The sequence below is a fragment of the Streptomyces sp. NPDC017095 genome (assembly GCF_044332325.1).
In the GTDB taxonomy this organism is placed as follows: Bacteria; Actinomycetota; Actinomycetes; order Streptomycetales; family Streptomycetaceae; genus Streptomyces.
The window spans coordinates 215,364-231,293 of record NZ_JBIROU010000001.1; the positions used below are offsets into that span (position 1 = coordinate 215,364).

16 protein-coding genes and 1 riboswitch are annotated in these 15,930 nt (G+C 74.8%); of the genes, 5 read left to right on the top strand and 11 right to left on the bottom strand.

The window, feature by feature from the left end; all coding sequences use genetic code 11:
- Positions 1–101: 101 nt before the first annotated feature.
- Positions 102–797, bottom strand: a complete 696-nt coding sequence (locus tag ACH4OA_RS00895) for a L,D-transpeptidase family protein (RefSeq protein ID WP_397934942.1) — start codon at positions 795–797, stop codon at positions 102–104.
- A gap of 152 nt (positions 798–949) precedes the next feature.
- A complete protein-coding gene (locus ACH4OA_RS00900) occupies positions 950–2,338 on the bottom strand; it encodes a PLP-dependent aminotransferase family protein (protein ID WP_397966951.1) in 1,389 nt (462 codons plus the stop codon).
- 76 nt (positions 2,339–2,414) lie between these two features.
- Here ACH4OA_RS00900 and ACH4OA_RS00905 point away from each other — a divergent pair, with 76 nt between their 5' ends.
- Positions 2,415–3,803 (top strand): pyridoxal phosphate-dependent decarboxylase family protein, encoded by a 1,389-nt coding sequence (locus tag ACH4OA_RS00905; RefSeq protein ID WP_397966953.1) that lies wholly within the window; start codon positions 2,415–2,417, stop codon positions 3,801–3,803.
- Positions 3,804–3,814: 11 nt separating this feature from the next.
- Here the strand turns inward: ACH4OA_RS00905 and ACH4OA_RS00910 are convergent, their stop codons facing one another.
- The 5 genes from ACH4OA_RS00910 to ACH4OA_RS00930 all read right to left on the bottom strand — a co-directional run bounded on the left by ACH4OA_RS00910 (position 3,815) and on the right by ACH4OA_RS00930 (position 7,906).
- Positions 3,815–4,606: an SDR family NAD(P)-dependent oxidoreductase gene (locus ACH4OA_RS00910; protein ID WP_397945468.1), complete on the bottom strand. Its 792-nt coding sequence runs from the start codon at positions 4,604–4,606 to the stop codon at positions 3,815–3,817.
- 82 nt (positions 4,607–4,688) lie between these two features.
- Positions 4,689–5,603, bottom strand: a complete 915-nt coding sequence (locus ACH4OA_RS00915) for an SDR family oxidoreductase (protein ID WP_397934947.1) — start codon at positions 5,601–5,603, stop codon at positions 4,689–4,691.
- 129 nt (positions 5,604–5,732) lie between these two features.
- Entirely contained in the window at positions 5,733–6,362 is a 630-nt protein-coding gene (locus tag ACH4OA_RS00920; RefSeq protein WP_397966954.1) for an MBL fold metallo-hydrolase, read from the bottom strand.
- Entirely contained in the window at positions 6,362–7,450 is a 1,089-nt protein-coding gene (locus ACH4OA_RS00925; RefSeq protein ID WP_397966957.1) for an S-(hydroxymethyl)mycothiol dehydrogenase, read from the bottom strand. Before ACH4OA_RS00925 ends, ACH4OA_RS00920 begins: the two co-directional genes overlap by 1 nt.
- 153 nt (positions 7,451–7,603) lie before the next feature.
- Complete coding sequence (locus ACH4OA_RS00930; RefSeq protein ID WP_397934952.1) at positions 7,604–7,906, bottom strand: hypothetical protein; 303 nt, start codon at positions 7,904–7,906, stop codon at positions 7,604–7,606.
- A 172-nt stretch (positions 7,907–8,078) separates the two neighbouring features.
- On the opposite strand from ACH4OA_RS00930, the gene ACH4OA_RS00935 reads away from it, so the two are divergent.
- From ACH4OA_RS00935 to ACH4OA_RS00945, 3 genes are all read left to right on the top strand, one after another.
- A complete protein-coding gene (locus ACH4OA_RS00935; protein ID WP_365883219.1) occupies positions 8,079–8,441 on the top strand; it encodes a nuclear transport factor 2 family protein in 363 nt (120 codons plus the stop codon).
- A gap of 55 nt (positions 8,442–8,496) precedes the next feature.
- Positions 8,497–8,576, top strand: a riboswitch (ZMP/ZTP riboswitch).
- A gap of 27 nt (positions 8,577–8,603) precedes the next feature.
- A complete protein-coding gene (locus tag ACH4OA_RS00940; protein ID WP_397934953.1) occupies positions 8,604–9,452 on the top strand; it encodes a bifunctional 5,10-methylenetetrahydrofolate dehydrogenase/5,10-methenyltetrahydrofolate cyclohydrolase in 849 nt (282 codons plus the stop codon).
- 184 nt (positions 9,453–9,636) lie between these two features.
- Positions 9,637–10,866: a glycosyltransferase gene (locus ACH4OA_RS00945; protein ID WP_397967361.1), complete on the top strand. Its 1,230-nt coding sequence runs from the start codon at positions 9,637–9,639 to the stop codon at positions 10,864–10,866.
- 55 nt (positions 10,867–10,921) lie between these two features.
- On the opposite strand, the gene ACH4OA_RS00950 is transcribed toward ACH4OA_RS00945, so the two are convergent.
- Both ACH4OA_RS00950 and ACH4OA_RS00955 read right to left on the bottom strand, forming a co-directional pair.
- Positions 10,922–11,947: an alcohol dehydrogenase catalytic domain-containing protein gene (locus ACH4OA_RS00950; RefSeq protein WP_397945472.1), complete on the bottom strand. Its 1,026-nt coding sequence runs from the start codon at positions 11,945–11,947 to the stop codon at positions 10,922–10,924.
- Between the two features lie 116 nt (positions 11,948–12,063).
- Positions 12,064–12,726, bottom strand: a complete 663-nt coding sequence (locus ACH4OA_RS00955; RefSeq protein ID WP_365883216.1) for a TetR/AcrR family transcriptional regulator — start codon at positions 12,724–12,726, stop codon at positions 12,064–12,066.
- A 140-nt stretch (positions 12,727–12,866) separates the two neighbouring features.
- Between ACH4OA_RS00955 and ACH4OA_RS00960 the strand changes: the two genes are divergently transcribed.
- Positions 12,867–14,117 (top strand): YncE family protein, encoded by a 1,251-nt coding sequence (locus ACH4OA_RS00960; protein WP_397945473.1) that lies wholly within the window; start codon positions 12,867–12,869, stop codon positions 14,115–14,117.
- A 665-nt stretch (positions 14,118–14,782) separates the two neighbouring features.
- Here the strand turns inward: ACH4OA_RS00960 and ACH4OA_RS00965 are convergent.
- Both ACH4OA_RS00965 and ACH4OA_RS00970 read right to left on the bottom strand, forming a co-directional pair.
- Positions 14,783–15,388: a GNAT family N-acetyltransferase gene (locus ACH4OA_RS00965; RefSeq protein ID WP_397934957.1), complete on the bottom strand. Its 606-nt coding sequence runs from the start codon at positions 15,386–15,388 to the stop codon at positions 14,783–14,785.
- Between the two features lie 40 nt (positions 15,389–15,428).
- Positions 15,429–15,929, bottom strand: a complete 501-nt coding sequence (locus ACH4OA_RS00970; protein ID WP_397966959.1) for a metallophosphoesterase family protein — start codon at positions 15,927–15,929, stop codon at positions 15,429–15,431.
- Between the last annotated feature and the right edge of the window lies 1 nt (position 15,930).

Here is a 15,930-nt window from a genome sequence, read left to right on the forward strand (position 1 = left end):
GCGATACGGACATTCCGGACCGTGTTACTCATCACGTCAAGGTGTCAACCGGAAACGGCACGTCCGTTCCCGGTGCCACCCGCCGCCCCGGCGCCGCGGGCTCAGGTGCCGGGCTTGCGGCCGTAGACGAAGACGTCGTCGCCGTTCCTCAGCAGCGACCAGTACTTCTTGGCGACCGTCTTCGTCATGTTGACGCAGCCGTGCGAGCCCGGCGGGTTCCACATGCTCAGACCGACCGAGTGGAAGGCCTGCCCGCCGTCGAAGAACTGGCTGTAGGGCATCGGCACGTCGTAGACGGACGAGACGTGATCGATGTCCCGCCAGTAGATCTTCTTCAGGCCGGTGCGGGTCTCGAAGCCGTCGCGGCCGGTGCGCACCGGCACCGGGCCGTAGACCAGCCGGCCGCCGTCCTGGATCCAGCTGAGCTGGAGCGTGAGGTTCACGCAGGCGATCCGGCCCTTGTTCACCGGGCACTTGCCGTCCTTGTTCGGCTTCTTCCCGACGGCCTTCTGCTTGTTCATGAGGTCCATCACGCCCCAGGTGACGGGCCCGGCATAGCCGATGTTCGGCGTGATGCCGTGCTTGTTCTGGAACGCCTGGACCGCCTTGCAGTCGCCGGCGGACTGCCTGCCGTCGACCGGCCGGCCCAGGAACTTCTCCACCTGCTTCTGGTACGGCCCCGTGCGCGTCGTACAGCTCGCGGCCTGTGCCGGTGCGGCGGTGAGGGCGAGCGCGAGCGGCGCCACCAGTCCCGTGACACCCAGCGCGACGACGCCTCTTGTGCGTATGCCCCCCATGGCGGCCTCTCTCCTTCTTTCCGGTTCTCCGGTGGTTCGCCCGGTCCTCCCCGGGTGCCTTCCTGCGCGCATTCCCGCGGTCTCGGACTACTAGACCGGGCCGGTGAGGGCATGGTTGTGTTTCCGGTCAGGCTGTGACGAAACGGTGAAGTTCAGACCGTACAACACGCCCGGAGCAGCTCGACCGCCCGGGTCAGGGTCTCCGGAGTCGCCGTGAACGGCAGCCGCAGATGCCGGGTCAGGGTGGTGCGGTCGGCGGCGAAACGGGGGCCCGGGGTGAGGGCGAGACCGCGGGCGGCGGCGCGGGCGGCCAGGTCCGTGGCGCGCGGGCCGGTGCCGTCCAGACGCAGCCACAGGGTCAGTCCGCCCGCCGGGACGGTGTACGTCCAGCCGGTGCCGGCGAGCAGCCCGGCGAGGTGGTCGCGCTGGGCGCGCAGCCGGGCACGCCGGTCGGCGAGCAGGTCCGGCAGCGGCGCGCCGAGCAGTTCGGCGGCGATGAGCTGCTCCAGGGGCGGCGGCGCGAGCTGGGCCTGGAGCGGGTTCAGCCGCAGTTGCCGTACCAGCTCCGCGGTGGCCCGGAGCCAGCCGACCCTGAGGCCGCTCCACAGGATCTTGCTCGTGGAGCCGATCTGGATGACCCGGGCGCCGGCGAGGTGCGGCTCGGTGCCGGGCGGTGTCCGCAGGTCCAGCTCGCGCATGGTCTCGTCGGCGATGACGGTCAGCTCGTGGCGGTCGGCGAGCGCGGCGACCTCGCGGCGGGTGGCGGTGTCCATGTGGGCGCCGGTCGGGTTGTGGAAGTCCGGGACCAGATAGGCGAGGCGTGGACGGTGCCGGCGCACGGTGGCGGCCAGGTGCGCGGTGTCCCAGCCGTCCGGGGTGGTGACCGGGAGGGGCAGCAGGCGGGCCCGGCGGGCGCGCAGTACGGCGAGGGCGCCGGGGTAGGCGGGGTTCTCCACCAGCACGGGCGCGGTGCGGTCGGTGTGCAGCTGGTCCAGGAGCAGCGTCAGGGCGGCCTGGGCACCGGCGGTGACCAGGATCTGTTCGGGCCGGGTGGCCAGGCCGGCCCGGGTGTAGCGGTCGGCCAGCAGGGCGCGCAGCCGGGGCAGGCCGGCCGTGGCGGTGCCGGAGTCCACGAGCAGGGGCCCGCTCAGCTCGGCGGCGCGGGCGAGGGCGGCCCGGTAGGCGTCGTGGGGTGCGGCGGTCACCGCCAGGGTGAGGTCGAGGTCGGCGCCGGGAGCACCGCCCCGGTCGAGGGACCAGGGGCTGGTGCGTTCGGTGAGGCGGGCGGGCAGCCGTACGGCGCTGCCGCTGCCGTGCCGGGTGCGCAGCCAGCCGTCGGCGCGCAGCAGGCTGAGCGCGGCGACCACCGTGCCCCGGCTCAGGCGCAGGGCGCGGGCCAGTTCCCGTTCCGAGGGCAGCCGGGTGCCGGCCGGGAGCCGGCCGTCGATCACGGCCTCCCGGACCGCCGCGGCCAGGGCGTGGGCGAGCGGTTCGGAGCGGGTGCGCCAGTCGCCGAGCGCGGCGACGAATCCAGTGTCCACCGGTCCAGTTTTACCGGTCCACTCCCTGCGAAGTGGACCAGGCGCGGGAGATGCCCCGCGGCCTAGGCTGCGGCGCATGGACCCCACGCTCGCCGGTGATCTCGCCCGGCTCCCCGCACTGCTCCAGGCCGCCCGTGACCTCGCAGCCCGGGAGGTGGCGGAGCTGGCCGGGCGGCCGGTCGCCGCGCCCGGCCGGACCCCGGACCGCGCCCCGCTGCCGGCCGGCGGCGTGGGCGGCGAGGCGGCCCTCGCGCACTTCGCCGAGCGGTGGGCGCCCGGCTTCTCCGGTTCGGCCGGACCGCGCTACCTCGGCTTCGTCACCGGCGGCGCGACGCCCGCCTCCGTGGCCGGCGACTGGCTGACCTCCGCGTTCGACCAGAACCTGTCCGGTGCGGGCGGTTCCTGGGCGCAGGAGCTGGAGCGGGAGACGGTGGCGTGGCTGCGCGAGCTGTTCGGGCTGGGCGAGGCGCACAGCGGGGCGTTCGTGACCGGCGCGACCATGTCCAATACGGTCGGGCTGGCCATCGGCCGCCAGTGGGCCGGCGAACGGCTGGGCGTGGACGTCTCCCGGCAGGGCGCCGCGGCGCTGGGCCCGCTCGACGTGCTCTCGGGCAGCCCGCACTCCAGCATCGCGAAGGCCATGTCCGTGCTGGGCCTCGGCCGGGACCGGCTGCGGCGGGTGCCGCTGCTGCCGGGCGGCCGGGAGGCCGTCGACGTGGGCGCGCTGGAGGCGGCGCTGGCCGAGCGGGCCGGCCGGCCGGTGCTCGTCGTCGCCAACGCGGGCACCGTGAACACGGTCGACTTCGACGATCTGCGGGCGATCGCCGCGCTGAAGGAGCGGTACGACTTCTGGCTGCACGTGGACGGGGCGTTCGGCGCGTTCGCCGCGCTCTGCCCGGAACACGCCGCGCTGGTCGACGGGCTGGACGCGGCCGACTCGGTCTGCGTGGACCTGCACAAGTGGCTCAACGTGCCCTATGACGCGGCCGTCCAGTTCACCCGGCGCCCGGACCTCCAGGTGGAGGTGTTCCACAACGCGTCGCCGTATCTGGGCGTGCCGGAGGGCGACCCGGAGTTCCTGCATCTGACCCCGGAGAACTCGCGCCGGCTGCGGGCCCTGCCGGCCTGGTTCTCGCTGGTGGCGTACGGGCGGGCCGGGCACCGGGAGATCGTGGCGCGCAACGTGGCCCTGGCCCGCCGGCTCGGCGCGGGCATCGAGGCGCTGCCGGGCCTGCGGCTGCTGGCCCCGGTGCGGCTCAACGTGGTCTGCTTCACCCTGGCCGCGGACCCGTCGCGGGAGCGGGTGGCGGAACTGGCCCGGGCGGTCGCCGCGTCCGGCGAGGCGTATGTGACACCGACGGTGTACGACGGGGTGCCCGCACTGCGCGCGGCGTTCAGCAACTGGCGGACCACTCAGGCCGACACCGACCGGGTGCTGACGGTGCTGGCGGCGGCCTCCGGGTGAGGGCTCCGGGGTCAGGGGGCGCGCCGGACCGCCGCGCGGAATCCGGTGTGGACGGCGGTGAGGCCGCCGTCGACGACGAGGGTGGTGCCGGTGATCCAGGCGGCGTCGCGCGAGGCGAGGAAGGCGACCGCGGCGGCGACGTCCTCCGGTTCGCCGACCCGGCCGAGCGGGTACAGGCCGCGCACCGCGTCCAGGTCGTCCTCCCGGCCCTCCCACGCGGAGGTGCGGACGGTGCCCGGCACCACGAGGTTGACCCGGACGCCTCTGGGCGCCGCGTGCCCGGCGAGGGTCCGGGTGAGCGAGCCGAGGCCGGCCTTGGCGGCGCTGTAGGCGTGGTTGCCGAAGTCCTGGAGGCCGTTGACGGAGCCGATGCTCACGATGGCCCCGCGTCCGGAGGCGGCGAGGTGGGGCAGGGCGGCCCGGCAGCAGCGGTGCGCGCCGGTGAGCGTGACGTCCAGGTCGCGCGCCCACACCTCGTCGGGGTCGTCCTCGAAGAGCGGGACGTCCGGGCTGCACTGGGCGGCGCAGTTGACCAGCACGTCGAGCGAGCCGAAGGCGGTGACGGCGCGGGCGACGGCCGCCTCGACGGCGGCGCGGTCGGCCACGTCGCAGCCGAACGCCTCGGCGGCCAGGCCCCGCCGGCGCAGTCCGGCGGCGGTGCGTTCGGCCTCGGGCAGGTCCCGGTCGGTCACCAGGACCCGGCCGCCCTCCTCGGCGAGCCGCCGGGCGACGGCGGCACCGATGCCACGGCCGGCGCCCGTGACGAGAACTCCGTGCCCTGCAAAGCGGGTGGGATCGGTCATGCGCCGACGGTACGTCCCGACGGGCCCCGTTTCACCGCCGCTGCACGAGCTTTCCTCACACACCGGACGCCCACCACCGGTCTCACCGGTAGCCGGTGACGTCCGCCGGGCCGCCCGCCTCCTGCACCTCGGCCAGGTACCGCCAGGCGTCCGGCCGGCTGCCGTCGAGGTCGGTGAAGCCGTAGGTCCGCGCGAGGCCGCCGCTGGACAGGGACTGGCCGTTGAACCGGGCCACGTCCGGGTCGGCGGCGAGCGCGGCGACGGCGCGGCCGGTGAAGCGCGGGGTCTCGGAGATGGCGAAGTGGGGTTCGCGGGCCAGGGCGTCCCGCCAGTTCTCCTCGCGGACGCCGTACGCGTCGAGCATGATCTCCGAGCGCATCCAGCCGGGCGTCAGGGCCACCGCCGTCGCCCCGCGCGGGCCGAGTTCGTGGCCCAGGGCGAAGGCCATGCGCAGCACGGACGCCTTGGCGAGGTCGTAGAAGAAGTTCACGCGGTAGGTGTCGCGGTTGTGCTCGGCGGTGCCGTCGGTGACCTCCACGACCAGGCCGCCGGGCCGGCGCAGCAGCAGCGGCAGGGCGTAGTGGCTGGTGACGGCGTGGGTCTCGACCGCGAGGCGGAGCAGCCGCAGCCCGTTGTCCAGGTCGTGCTCCCACACGGGCGTGTCCCACTCGAAGAGCTTCTCGCCGCCCCAGATGTCGTTGACGAGCACGTCGAGGCGGCCCTGCTCGTCCGCGATACGGTCCACCAGGTGCCGTACGGCGGTCCGGTCGAGGTGGTCGGCCGGTACGGCGATGCCCCGGCCGCCGGCCGCGGTGACGAGGTCGGCGGTGTCCTCGATGGTCTCCGGGCGGTCGTACTCGGAGCGGCGGGCCCGGGTGCTGCGGCCCGAGACGTACACGGTGGCGCCGGCCGCGCCGAGTTCCACGGCGATGCCCCGGCCCGCGCCCCGGGTCGCCCCGGCGACCAGCGCCACCTTGCCGTCCAGTGGTCCTGTCATGTCCTGCCTCCCGTGCGGTGCGTGTGCTGCCGTGACCCACCCTCACCGGGAAACCGGACACCTTCTGTCGGCTTTCCGGGGCGGGATGTCAGTCGGCCGCCGCGGGCGCGGGACGGGACTTGCGCGGTCTCAGTGTCCGCGGGCGATCCATTCGTCCAGGTGGGGAGCCTCGGCGCCGATGGTCGTGGCGTCGCCGTGGCCGGTGAGGACCTTGGTCGCGGGCGGGAGGGTGAGGAGGCGGTCGCGGACCGAGTCGATGATCGTCGGGAAGTGCGAGTAGGAGCGCCCGGTGGCACCCGGGCCGCCCTGGAAGAGGGTGTCGCCGGTGAACACGGTGCCGAGCCCGGGGTCGTACAGGCAGACGGCGCCCGGGGCGTGGCCGGGGGTGTGCAGGACGGTGAGGTCGGCGCCGGCCGCCTCGATGACCTGGCCGTCCAGGAGGTGCCGGTCGGGGTCGCGCTCCGGGTGGGTCTGCCGCCACAGCGGCAGGTCGTCGGGGTGCAGCCAGATGGTGGCGCCGGTGCGGTCGGCGAGGGCCGGGGCGGCGTTGACGTGGTCGTTGTGGGCGTGCGTGCACACGATGGCGGTCAGCCGCCGGTCGCCGACGGCGCGGGCGATGGCCTCGGCGTCGTGCGCGGCGTCGATGACGATCACCTCGCGGTCGTCGCCGACGAGCCACACGTTGTTCTCGACGTCCCAGGTTCCGCCGTCGAGGGTGAACTGCCCGCGGGTGACGAGGCGTTCGATGCGGGCGGCCATCACAGCACCACCACCGAGCGCAGCACGTCACCGTGGTGCATCCGCTCGAACGCCTGCTCCACCTCGTCCAGTCGGACCGTCTCGGTGACGAACGCGTCGAGCGGCAGGCGGCCTTGCAGGTGCAGGTCGATCAGCATCGGGAAGTCACGGGTGGGCAGGCAGTCGCCGTACCAGCTTGACTTCAGGGCGCCGCCGCGGCCGAAGACGTCCAGCAGGGGCAGTTCGAGCCGCATCTCGGGCGTGGGGACGCCGACGAGGACGACGGTGCCGGCGAGGTCACGGGCGTAGAAGGCCTGCCGGTAGGTCTCCGGGCGGCCGACGGCCTCGATGACGACGTCGGCGCCGAAGCCGCCGGTCAGCTCGCGGACCGCCTCCACCGGGCCGGTGTCCCGGGAGTTGACGGTGTGGGTGGCGCCCAGCGCGCGCGCCTTGGCCAGCTTGCTGTCGTCGATGTCCACGGCGATGATCCGCGCCGCGCCGGCCAGGTTCGCCCCGGCGACGGCCGCGCCGCCGACACCACCGCAGCCGATGACGGCGACCGAGTCGCCGCGGCCGACGTTCCCGGTGTTGATCGCGGCGCCGATGCCGGCCATCACACCGCAGCCGAGGAGGCCGGCCACCGCCGGGGAGACGGCCGGGTCGACCTTGGTGCACTGGCCCGCCGCGACGAGCGTCTTCTCCGCGAAGGCGCCGATGCCGAGGGCCGGCGACAGCTCCTGGCCGGTGGCGGCGAGGGTCATCTTCTGCCGGGCGTTGTGGGTGTCGAAGCAGTACCAGGGCCGGCCGCGCAGACAGGCCCGGCACTGGCCGCACACGGCCCGCCAGTTGAGGATGACGAAGTCGCCGGGGGCGACGTCGGTGACGCCCGCGCCGACCGACTCCACGACGCCGGCCGCCTCGTGGCCGAGCAGGAAGGGGAAGTCGTCGGAGATGCCGCCCTGCTTGTAGTGCAGATCGGTGTGACAGACCCCGCAGGCCTGGACGCGTACGACGGCTTCGCCGGGCCCCGGGTCCGGCACCACGATCGTCTCGATCCGCACGGGCTCGTTCTTGCCCGGTGCGATCACTCCGCGTACTTCCTGCGCCATGGACTGGTCCCTTCGTCGAATGCCTGCACGGCCGACCCTACGCGGGAGTGATCCCCGGCGGGACGGGCCACGGGGGCGTTCGTGGATCTTTCCGGCCGCCGGCCGGGGTGCGGGCCGTCCCGGCCGGTACGGCCCGCACCCCGGCGGGTGTCCTCAGTGGATGCCGCCCAGCAGCCCGAGCACGGGCGCCGCCGGGGCGAGGACCTGCTGCACCTGGTTCAGCTGGTGCAGCTCGCGGAGGTGTTTCAGCTCCTGCACCTGGCCGCTGACGCGCGGCACCTGGTCCCGGTGGGATGCGGGCACGGCGCCGGTCGTGAGGGAGTCCAGCGTGTTGAGCGCGCCCAGTTTCCCGACCAGCGGCGCGCCGGAGCCCGCCGCGCTCGCCTGCGGCACGGCCAGCCCCGCGATCCCGGCGGCCAGACCGACGGCGGCGACGATACGTCGTGTTGAGATCATGTCCCGGCAACGGCCGCGGGCCCCGGCCGGACACGGGCGGCGCGACGGCCTCACCCGTGAGGCTGAGCGCGGCGGCCGCGCTTGCCGGAACCGCCGGGGCGGAGGAGTCTCGTCGAAGGGGACCCGTGCGGTCCGCTTCCGGACGGGCCCCGGGCATCTGAAGGAGGTCACCATGAGTACGACGGGCTCCGCCTTCGACATCGAGACCCTCCGCCGGGGGATCGAGGGGAACACCGGCAACAACCTGCTGTCGCTCTACGCGGACGACGCAAAGATCCGCATCGTCGACCGCGACCACCAGCCCAGCCACCCCACGGTCCTGCACGGCCGGGGCCCGATCGCCGAGCTGCTGGACGACATCTACAGCCGCGACATGACGCACAAGCTGGAGCAGTGCGTCGTCCAGGGCGACCGCGCCGCCTACAGCGAGTCCTGCGAGTACGCGGACGGCACCCGGGTCCTCGCCGAGTCGATGGTCACCCTGCGGGACGGCAAGATCGCCGATCAGCTCATCATCCAGGCCTGGGACGAGTAGGCCCCGGGGCCGCGGGAGGGCGGTACGGCGGACGTACGCACGCTCGGTTACCCTGGACGCGGGCCGTGACTGGCGCTGAGGTGGAGCACCACCGGGGAGCGGCCCGTGCAGCAGCCGCGCGCCTGGGCGAGAAGAGCCGATCCCCGCCCAGGAGTGTGCCGCATGACTCAGGCCCGTCTGATGGACGGCACCGCGCCCGCCCGCCGCATCGTCGAGGAGACCGCGCGGCAGGCCGCCGCCCTCACCGCACGCACCGGCACCGCGCCGTGCCTCGCCACCGTGCTGGTCGGCGAGGACCCGGCGTCCGTGACGTACGTCCGCATGAAGCAGAACCGCTGCCGCCAAGCCGGCATCACCTCCCGGCACGTCACGCTGCCCGCGACCACCACGACCGCCGAACTCGTGGGCGCGCTGCGGGAGTTGTCGGCCGACCCGGAGGTGCACGGCATCCTGTTGCAGCACCCGGCGGGCGAGCACATCGACGAGCGGGCGGCGTTCGAGGCGATCGCGCCGGAGAAGGACGTGGACGGTGTCACGTTCGCCTCCTTCGCCACGATGAGCTTCGGGCTGCCGGGCTTCGTCTCCTGCACACCGGGCGGCATCATGCGGCTGCTGGACGAGTACGGCGTCGACCCGGCCGGGAAGCGGGCCGTGGTGGTGGGCCGCAGCGCGATCCTCGGCAAGCCGGTGGGCATGCTGCTGCTGGCCCGGGACGCCACGGTGACGTACTGCCACTCGCGCACCCGGGAGCTGTCGGCGGTGGTCCGCGAGGCCGACATCGTCGTGGCCGCGGTCGGCCGGCCCCGGCTGATCCGCGGGCAGGACGTCAAGCCGGGCGCGGTCGTGATCGACGCGGGCTACAACCCGGGGAACGTGGGCGACGTCGACTTCGACTCCGCCGTGGAGCGGGCCGCGCTGATCACGCCGGTGCCGGGCGGGGTCGGTCCGATGACGATCGCCACGCTGCTGGAGCAGACCGTGACGGCCGCCGCCCGGCAGCTCGGGGCGTAAGAGCGCCGTCCGGACGCGGGCCGGGCGCGGGGCCGCGCGGGCGGAAAGCGTCCGTTGCGGGACGACGATGTCACCGCCCTGGAGCTCTCGGGGCCGCGCGGGCGGAAAGCGTCCCCGGAATCGGGACTTCGGGGTACCGGGGCCGCGGGGAGCGGCCATACTGACGCTCGTGCGCGTTGCGGTCATGACGGCGGGTTCCCGGGGCGACGCCGCCCCGTACACCGGGCTCGGGCACCGGCTCGTGCTGGCCGGGCACGAGGTCACCCTGGTCACCCACGGGCGGTTCGAGCCGCTGGTGGCGGGTTCGGGCGTGCGGTTCCACGCGCTGCCGGTGGACCCGCGGGCGGAACTGGAGTCCCCGCGCGGCCGGGGCCTGCACCGCAGTGCCGGTGGCGGCGGGAAACTGCTGCGGGTGGCGGATCTGGCGCGGCGCGTGGTCGGCCGGCTGACCGAGGACCTGCTCGGCGCGGCCCGGGACAGCGACGTGCTGCTGCTGTCCGCCTCCGTGGCCCCACTCGGGCAGACGATCGCCGAGGGACTGCGGCTGCCGAGCCTGGGTGTCTATCTGCAACCCCTCGCCGCCACCCGGGAGTTCGCCCCCGCGGTGCTCGGCGGCGGGTCCTGGGGCGGGCCGGTCAACCGGCTCGCCGGGCACGGTGTGAACCAGGCGGTGGAGCAGATCTTCTCCGGTGCCGTCCCGGCCCTGCGCGAGCGGCTCGGCCTGCCCCCGCTGCGCACCGGTGCCGCGCTGCGGGCCCGGGAGCGGCGGCGCTGGCCGGTGCATCACGGCTTCAGCCCGCTGGTGGTGCCCCGGCCCGGTGACTGGCGGGCCGGCCTGGAGGTGGGCGGCTACTGGTGGCCGTACGAGGACGGGACCCCGCTCCCCGGGGCCGTGCGGGAGTTCCTGGACGCCGGGCCGCCGCCGGTCTTCGTCGGGCTGGGCAGCGCCACCGTGCCGGACGCCGGGCGGCTCAGCGCGCGGGTGGTGGCGGCGCTGCGGCGGGCCGGGCTGCGCGGAGTGATCCAGCGCGGCTGGGGCGGGCTCGCGGCGGACGGGGACGACATGCTGACCATCGGCGAGGTGCCGCACGCGCCGCTGTTCCCGCGGCTGGCCGCCGTGGTCCATCACGCGGGCGCGGGCACCACGGCGGCGGGGCTGCGCGCCGGGGTGCCGGCCGTGCCGGTGCCGGTGCAGTTCGACGCGGGCTTCTGGGCGGCGCGGCTGGTCGCGCTGGGCGTCGCCCCGGCCGTCGTACCGCTGCGCGGACTGACCGTGGACGCGCTGGCCGCGGCCCTGGTCCGGGCCACCCGGGATCCGGCGTACCGGCGGCGCGCCGAGGCGCTGGGGGCCCGGATCCGGGACGAGGACGGTGCCGCGCCCGTGCTCGCCGCGCTGGAACGGCTGCCGGGCTGAGCCGTTTCGGCCCTCGCGTCCCGTGCCGGGCCGCTGCCGGGCGGTCAGCCGGTGGTCAGCCGGTGGTCAGCACCATGCGGAACCGGGCGGCGCCGGCGAGCATCTTGTCGTACGCCTCCCCGGCCCGCTCCAGCGGCACCGTCTCGGTCATCGGGCGGATGCCGTGCAGGGCGCTGAACGCCATGGTGTCCTCCACGTCCCGCGCGGTGCCGGACGGGTGGCCGCGCACGACCCGGCCGGCCATCAGCAGCTGGGCCGGGCTGACCCCGAGCGGGGCGGTGTCGGCTCCGATGACCACGAGCTCGCCGCGGTGGGCCAGGCCGTCCACGGTGGCGGTGATGGCATCGGAGTTCCCGGCGGTGGCCAGGACGGCCCGGGCGCCGCCGAGGGACCGCAACGCCTCGGCGACGGGCGTGCCGGAGGTGCTGTCGATGTAGTGGTGGGCGCCCAGCCGCTTGGCGAAGTCGGCCTTCTCGGCGCCCCGGGCGATGCCCACCGTCTCGAAGCCCATGGCGACCGCGTACTGCACACCGAGGTGTCCCAGACCGCCGAGGCCGAGCACCGCGACCAGGTCCCCGGGCCGGGCGGAGCTGCGCCGCAGCCCGTTGTACGTGGTCACACCCGCGCAGGCCATCGGTCCGGCGTCGCTCGCGGCCAGGGCGTCGGGAACGCGGGCCAGGGCGTCGGCGGGCACGGTGACCTGCTCGGCGAACCCGCCGTCGTAGGCCCAGCCGGGCACCGTCAGGTTCGGGCACACGACGAAGTCGCCCTCGCGGCAGGGCACGCAGTGGCCGCAGCTGCCGCCGAACCAGCCGACGGCCACTCGGTCGCCCACCTGCCAGCCGCGCTCCCGCACGCCCTCGCCCAGCTCCTCGATCCGGCCGGCGATCTCGTGGCCCGGCACCACCGGGAACGTGACGCCCGGCAGCGCGGCGCCGACGAAGAGGGCGTCGCTGTGGCAGACGCCGCACGCCTCGACGGCGATCCTCGCCCGGCCGGGACCCGGCCGGGCGACCTCGCGCTCGACCAGTTCGAAGGAGCCGTGGGGAGCGGTCACCTGCGCGACCCGGTAGGTACTCATGGTGGTCTCCGGTGTGAACGGGTACGACGGCCTTCCCACCCAGCAGACCAGCTCCGCTGCGATCACGCGCGCCGAGCCGCGCCCTGCCCGCCGGGACTGCGGCCCGGGCGCCGGGGTCAGCCGGTCCCGGGCCGCCGGCCGTCCGGCCGGAGCATGCCGAGCAGCAGCCGGACCAGCTCGTCCACCACCTCGTCGAGCGTGGCGTCGACCCAGCCGGCGGTCCAGTCGTGCAGCAGGCCGTTGACGCTGCCGATGAAGGCGGTGGCCGCGAGCCGGTAGTCGCGCGGCGCCGCCTCGCCCCGGGCCACGGCCGCGTCCGCCTCGGCGCGGATCAGGGCGACCCAGCGGGCGCGGCGGGCGAGCCGCTGCTCCTCCAGGCGGGCGCTGACGCCGATGATCTCCATGAAGGCGATGCGGACGCGGCGCGGGTCGGCGGTGACCGCGCGGGCGTAGGCCCGGAAGAGCACGGTGGCGCGCTCGGGCAGGGGCAGCCCCTCGGCGTCGGCGAGCGCGTCCAGGACGGCCTGCTCGGCCCAGCCGTTGACCTGGAGGTGCAGGGCGGCGAGGACGTCCTCCAGGGTGCGGAACTCCTCGTAGAACTGGCGGGTGGACAGGCCCGCGGCCCGGCTGAGCGCGGCGACCGTGGTGCTCCGGTAGCCGGGCGTGTCGCCGAAGAGCCGCAGGGCCGCGTCGAGGAAGCGGCGGCGCCGCTCGGCCTGCCGTTCCGCGGCGGACCGGCCGCCGTAGCGTCCCGTCGGCGCTCTGAGCCTGCCGTCCACGCGTCCCCCTCCGTCATCCGCCGGTCGTTCGATCGTGTCGTGCACGCCTCTTGTCGAGAAGGCCGCCTTCTCCTTACTTTTCAGTAAGTCCACTGTGAAAGCGCCCGTGTTCAGATTCCCTCCGAGGAAAGAGAGCCGTCATGGCTGTCTCCAGAACCAGGCTCCTGTGCTCCGTGGCCGTCGCCCTCGCCCTCACCGCCGCCGGCCCCGCGGCCGCCGCCTCCGCCCGTCCCGCCGCCCCCGACGGCCTGCGCGAGGTGCTGTTCGTCGGCAACAACTGGGACGGCACCGCCGATGTCATCCGCTCCTCCGGTGACTTCGCGAGGATCGGCCGGATCAGCGTGATCCCGGACAAGGCGGCGCGGCTGGCGGAGATCAACGCCGACCCGGTCAAGTGGATCTACTTCCAGGCGATCCGCAACAGCGTCGGCGAGGGCCACGACCAGTTCGCCGACGACATGTACTCCACGCCGGACGGCCGGTCGGTGGTGGTCTCCCGGCCCAGTTTCGCCGATGTCGTCTCCATCGACCTGACCAGCGGGAAGGTCAACTGGCGGTTCCCCGTGGCCGGTTACCGGGCCGACCACATGGCGGTCTCCCCGGACGGCACCCGGGTGGCGGTCTCCGCCTCGACCGCCGACACCGTGCACGTGCTGGACATCGCCACCGGCCGGCAGCTCGGCTCGTTCGCGACCGGGGCCAAGCCGCACGAGAACATCTTCACCAAGGACGGCAAGTACATCTGGAACATGTCCATCGGCGACGTCAACACCGACCTCGACAGTCCCGGCTGGGACTGGACCAAGGGCGACCGGCACATCACGGTCGTGGACGCGACGACGTACAAGCAGGTCAAGGTCGTCGACATGCGTCAGCGGCTGGACGCGTACGGGCTGAAGGACTTCTCCGACGCGGTCCGCCCGGCCGTGTTCTCCTCCGACGAGTCCAAGCTGTACTTCCAGGTGTCCTTCTTCAACGGCTTCTTCGAGTACGACGTCGCCACCGACAAGATCACCCGGATGAAGACCCTGCCGAAGAACCCGGCGACCAGCGAGGACCGCACCACCTGGGTCAACGACTCACGCCACCACGGCCTGTCGATGAACCCCGCGGGCACCAAGCTGTGCGTCGCGGGCACCATGGACGACTACGCGACCGTGGTCGACCGCGCCTCGCTCCAGGAGGGCCCGCTGATCCCCGCGTCCAAGCCGTACTGGGCGACGGTCAGCGGGGACGGCTTGGACTGCGTCGTCTCCGAGAGCGGCGCCGACCAGGTGACGGCGATCGACTTCGCCACCGGGCGGAAGGTGACGTCGGTCCCGGTCGGCGATCACCCGCAACGCGTCCGGCTGGGACACGTACCGGCCGACTGGAACGGCACCGACGCCTGACACCCCCAGACCGTGGTCTCCGGGGTGCCCCACTCACCCCGGAGACCACGCCCGCGTCCCCGGGGGCGGGGCAGGACCACATCCCCGTCCCCTGGGGCGGGGCACCGGGCGAGCGGACCCTGCGTGAGAGTCACGCGATGCCGGCCCGCCGGTACGCGGCCCGTGGCTGGCCCGGACAGCGAGGAGGCCGGCGGTGTGCGCGGCGGCTGTGCCGAGGGCGCGGTGTCGCCCCGGCCCGGAGGCCACCGGGAGCGGCCCGGCAGGCGTGGCCCTGCACGGAGGCGGCGACGGAACACCGCTCGGCCGGACAGCCCGGGCGGCCCGACCTCAGGGCACCATCCGGCCAGACGGCCGGGGCAGCCCGGCCGCAGGGGCGCGCGGCCCGGCGGGCGTGGCCCTGCACCGAGGCGGCGACGGAGCACCACTCGGCCAGACAGCCCAGGCGGCCCGACCGCAGGGGACCACCCGGCGAGACGGCCAAGGCGGGCCGGCCGCGAAGCGCCGCTCGGCCAGACGCCCGGGGCGGTCCGTCCGCAGAACGCCGCTCGGCCGGGTCGGCCGCAGGGCGCCACTCGGCCAGACACCCGGAACGGGCCGGCCGCAGGGCGTCGTTCGGGCGGCCGGCCGGGGCTGGCGGTCTGGGCGGGTGGCGTGGGCTTGCTGTGTTATGGCGTGTGGTTTTGCGGGGTGTCGGTTATGCGGGCGTGCAGGTGTTGGTCGTGCCAGCCGTCTGTGTGCAGCAGGGCGCTGCGTTGGGTGCCCTCGAAGGTGAAGCCGGAGCGGTTCGCCACCCGGCAGGAGGCGGGGTTGGCCGTCGAGTGGCACAGGCGCAGCCGGTGCAGGCCCAGGTCGTCCAGGGCCCACCGGGCGAGCCGCCGGACCGCCGTGACGGCGAGGCCGGCGCCGCGGGCCTCGGGCAGCAGCCAGTAGACGAGTTCGGCGCCGCCGGCGGCCAGGTCGACGTCGTTCAGACCGACGAGGCCGAGGGGCGGGCCGTCCGGCCGGGCCAGGGCCCACACGGCGCCGGTCTCGGCCCGCCACCGCTCGTGCATGCGCGCGATCCGGGCGCGGGCCTCCGCGCGGTCGGCGACGGTGAACAGGTTCCAGTGCCGGATCGCGGGGTCCTGCCCGGCGGCGACCAGCGCGTCGGCGTCCTCGGGCCGCCAGGGCCTGAGTTGCGGGCCGCCGTCCGGCAGGTCGAGGACGGGCTGTGCGCGGCCGGCCATGCGGCCCGCGGGGACGACGGGGGGTATGCCGGTGCCGGTGATCATTCCGGCATGGTCGCACAGCCGCTGCGGCGGACGGGTGGCGCTACGGCCGCGGCAGCCGGTGCAGGGTCACGTCGGTGAGCGCTCCGCCGGCGGCCGTCGCCGTCAGGTAGGTGCAGTGCGGCTGGCGGCGGCGGTCCGTCGGCGAGCCGGGGTTGAGCAGGCGCAGGCCGCCGGGTGCGGTGGTGTCCCAGGGGATGTGGCTGTGTCCGAAGACCAGGACGTCCAGGTCCGGGAAGCGGGCCGCGCAGCGGGCCTCGCGGCCCTGGGCGGGGCCGGTCTCGTGGACGACGCCGAAGCGCAGGCCGCCCAGTCCGGCGTAGGCCACCTCGGGCAGCCGGGCGCGCAGGTCGGGGCCGTCGTTGTTGCCGTAGACGGCGATCAGCCGGCGGCTGCGGCTCTCCAGCAGGTCCAGGGTGGCGGTGTCCACCCAGTCGCCGGCGTGGAGGACGGCGTCCGCGCGCGGGAGTTCGGCGAGCACCTGCTCCGGGAGCCGCTTGGCCCGCTTGGGCAGGTGTGTGTCGGACAGCAGCAGGAGGCGCACG

Excerpts from the sequence above, each read along its gene's own strand:
- ACH4OA_RS00910 (WP_397945468.1), bottom strand. The coding sequence starts at position 4,606 with ATGACCGATCCCACCCGCTTTGCAGGGCACGGAGTTCTCGTCACGGGC.
- ACH4OA_RS00925 (WP_397966957.1), bottom strand. The coding sequence starts at position 7,450 with ATGGCGCAGGAAGTACGCGGAGTGATCGCACCGGGCAAGAACGAGCCC.
- ACH4OA_RS00940 (WP_397934953.1), top strand. The coding sequence starts at position 8,604 with ATGACTCAGGCCCGTCTGATGGACGGCACCGCGCCCGCCCGCCGCATC.
- ACH4OA_RS00930 (WP_397934952.1), bottom strand. The coding sequence starts at position 7,906 with ATGATCTCAACACGACGTATCGTCGCCGCCGTCGGTCTGGCCGCCGGG.
- ACH4OA_RS00920 (WP_397966954.1), bottom strand. The coding sequence starts at position 6,362 with ATGGCCGCCCGCATCGAACGCCTCGTCACCCGCGGGCAGTTCACCCTC.
- ACH4OA_RS00935 (WP_365883219.1), top strand. The coding sequence starts at position 8,079 with ATGAGTACGACGGGCTCCGCCTTCGACATCGAGACCCTCCGCCGGGGG.
- ACH4OA_RS00915 (WP_397934947.1), bottom strand. The coding sequence starts at position 5,603 with ATGACAGGACCACTGGACGGCAAGGTGGCGCTGGTCGCCGGGGCGACC.
- ACH4OA_RS00950 (WP_397945472.1), bottom strand. The coding sequence starts at position 11,947 with ATGAGTACCTACCGGGTCGCGCAGGTGACCGCTCCCCACGGCTCCTTC.
- ACH4OA_RS00905 (WP_397966953.1), top strand. The coding sequence starts at position 2,415 with ATGGACCCCACGCTCGCCGGTGATCTCGCCCGGCTCCCCGCACTGCTC.
- ACH4OA_RS00960 (WP_397945473.1), top strand. The coding sequence starts at position 12,867 with ATGGCTGTCTCCAGAACCAGGCTCCTGTGCTCCGTGGCCGTCGCCCTC.
- ACH4OA_RS00945 (WP_397967361.1), top strand. The coding sequence starts at position 9,637 with ATGACGGCGGGTTCCCGGGGCGACGCCGCCCCGTACACCGGGCTCGGG.
- ACH4OA_RS00965 (WP_397934957.1), bottom strand. The coding sequence starts at position 15,388 with ATGATCACCGGCACCGGCATACCCCCCGTCGTCCCCGCGGGCCGCATG.
- ACH4OA_RS00895 (WP_397934942.1), bottom strand. The coding sequence starts at position 797 with ATGGGGGGCATACGCACAAGAGGCGTCGTCGCGCTGGGTGTCACGGGA.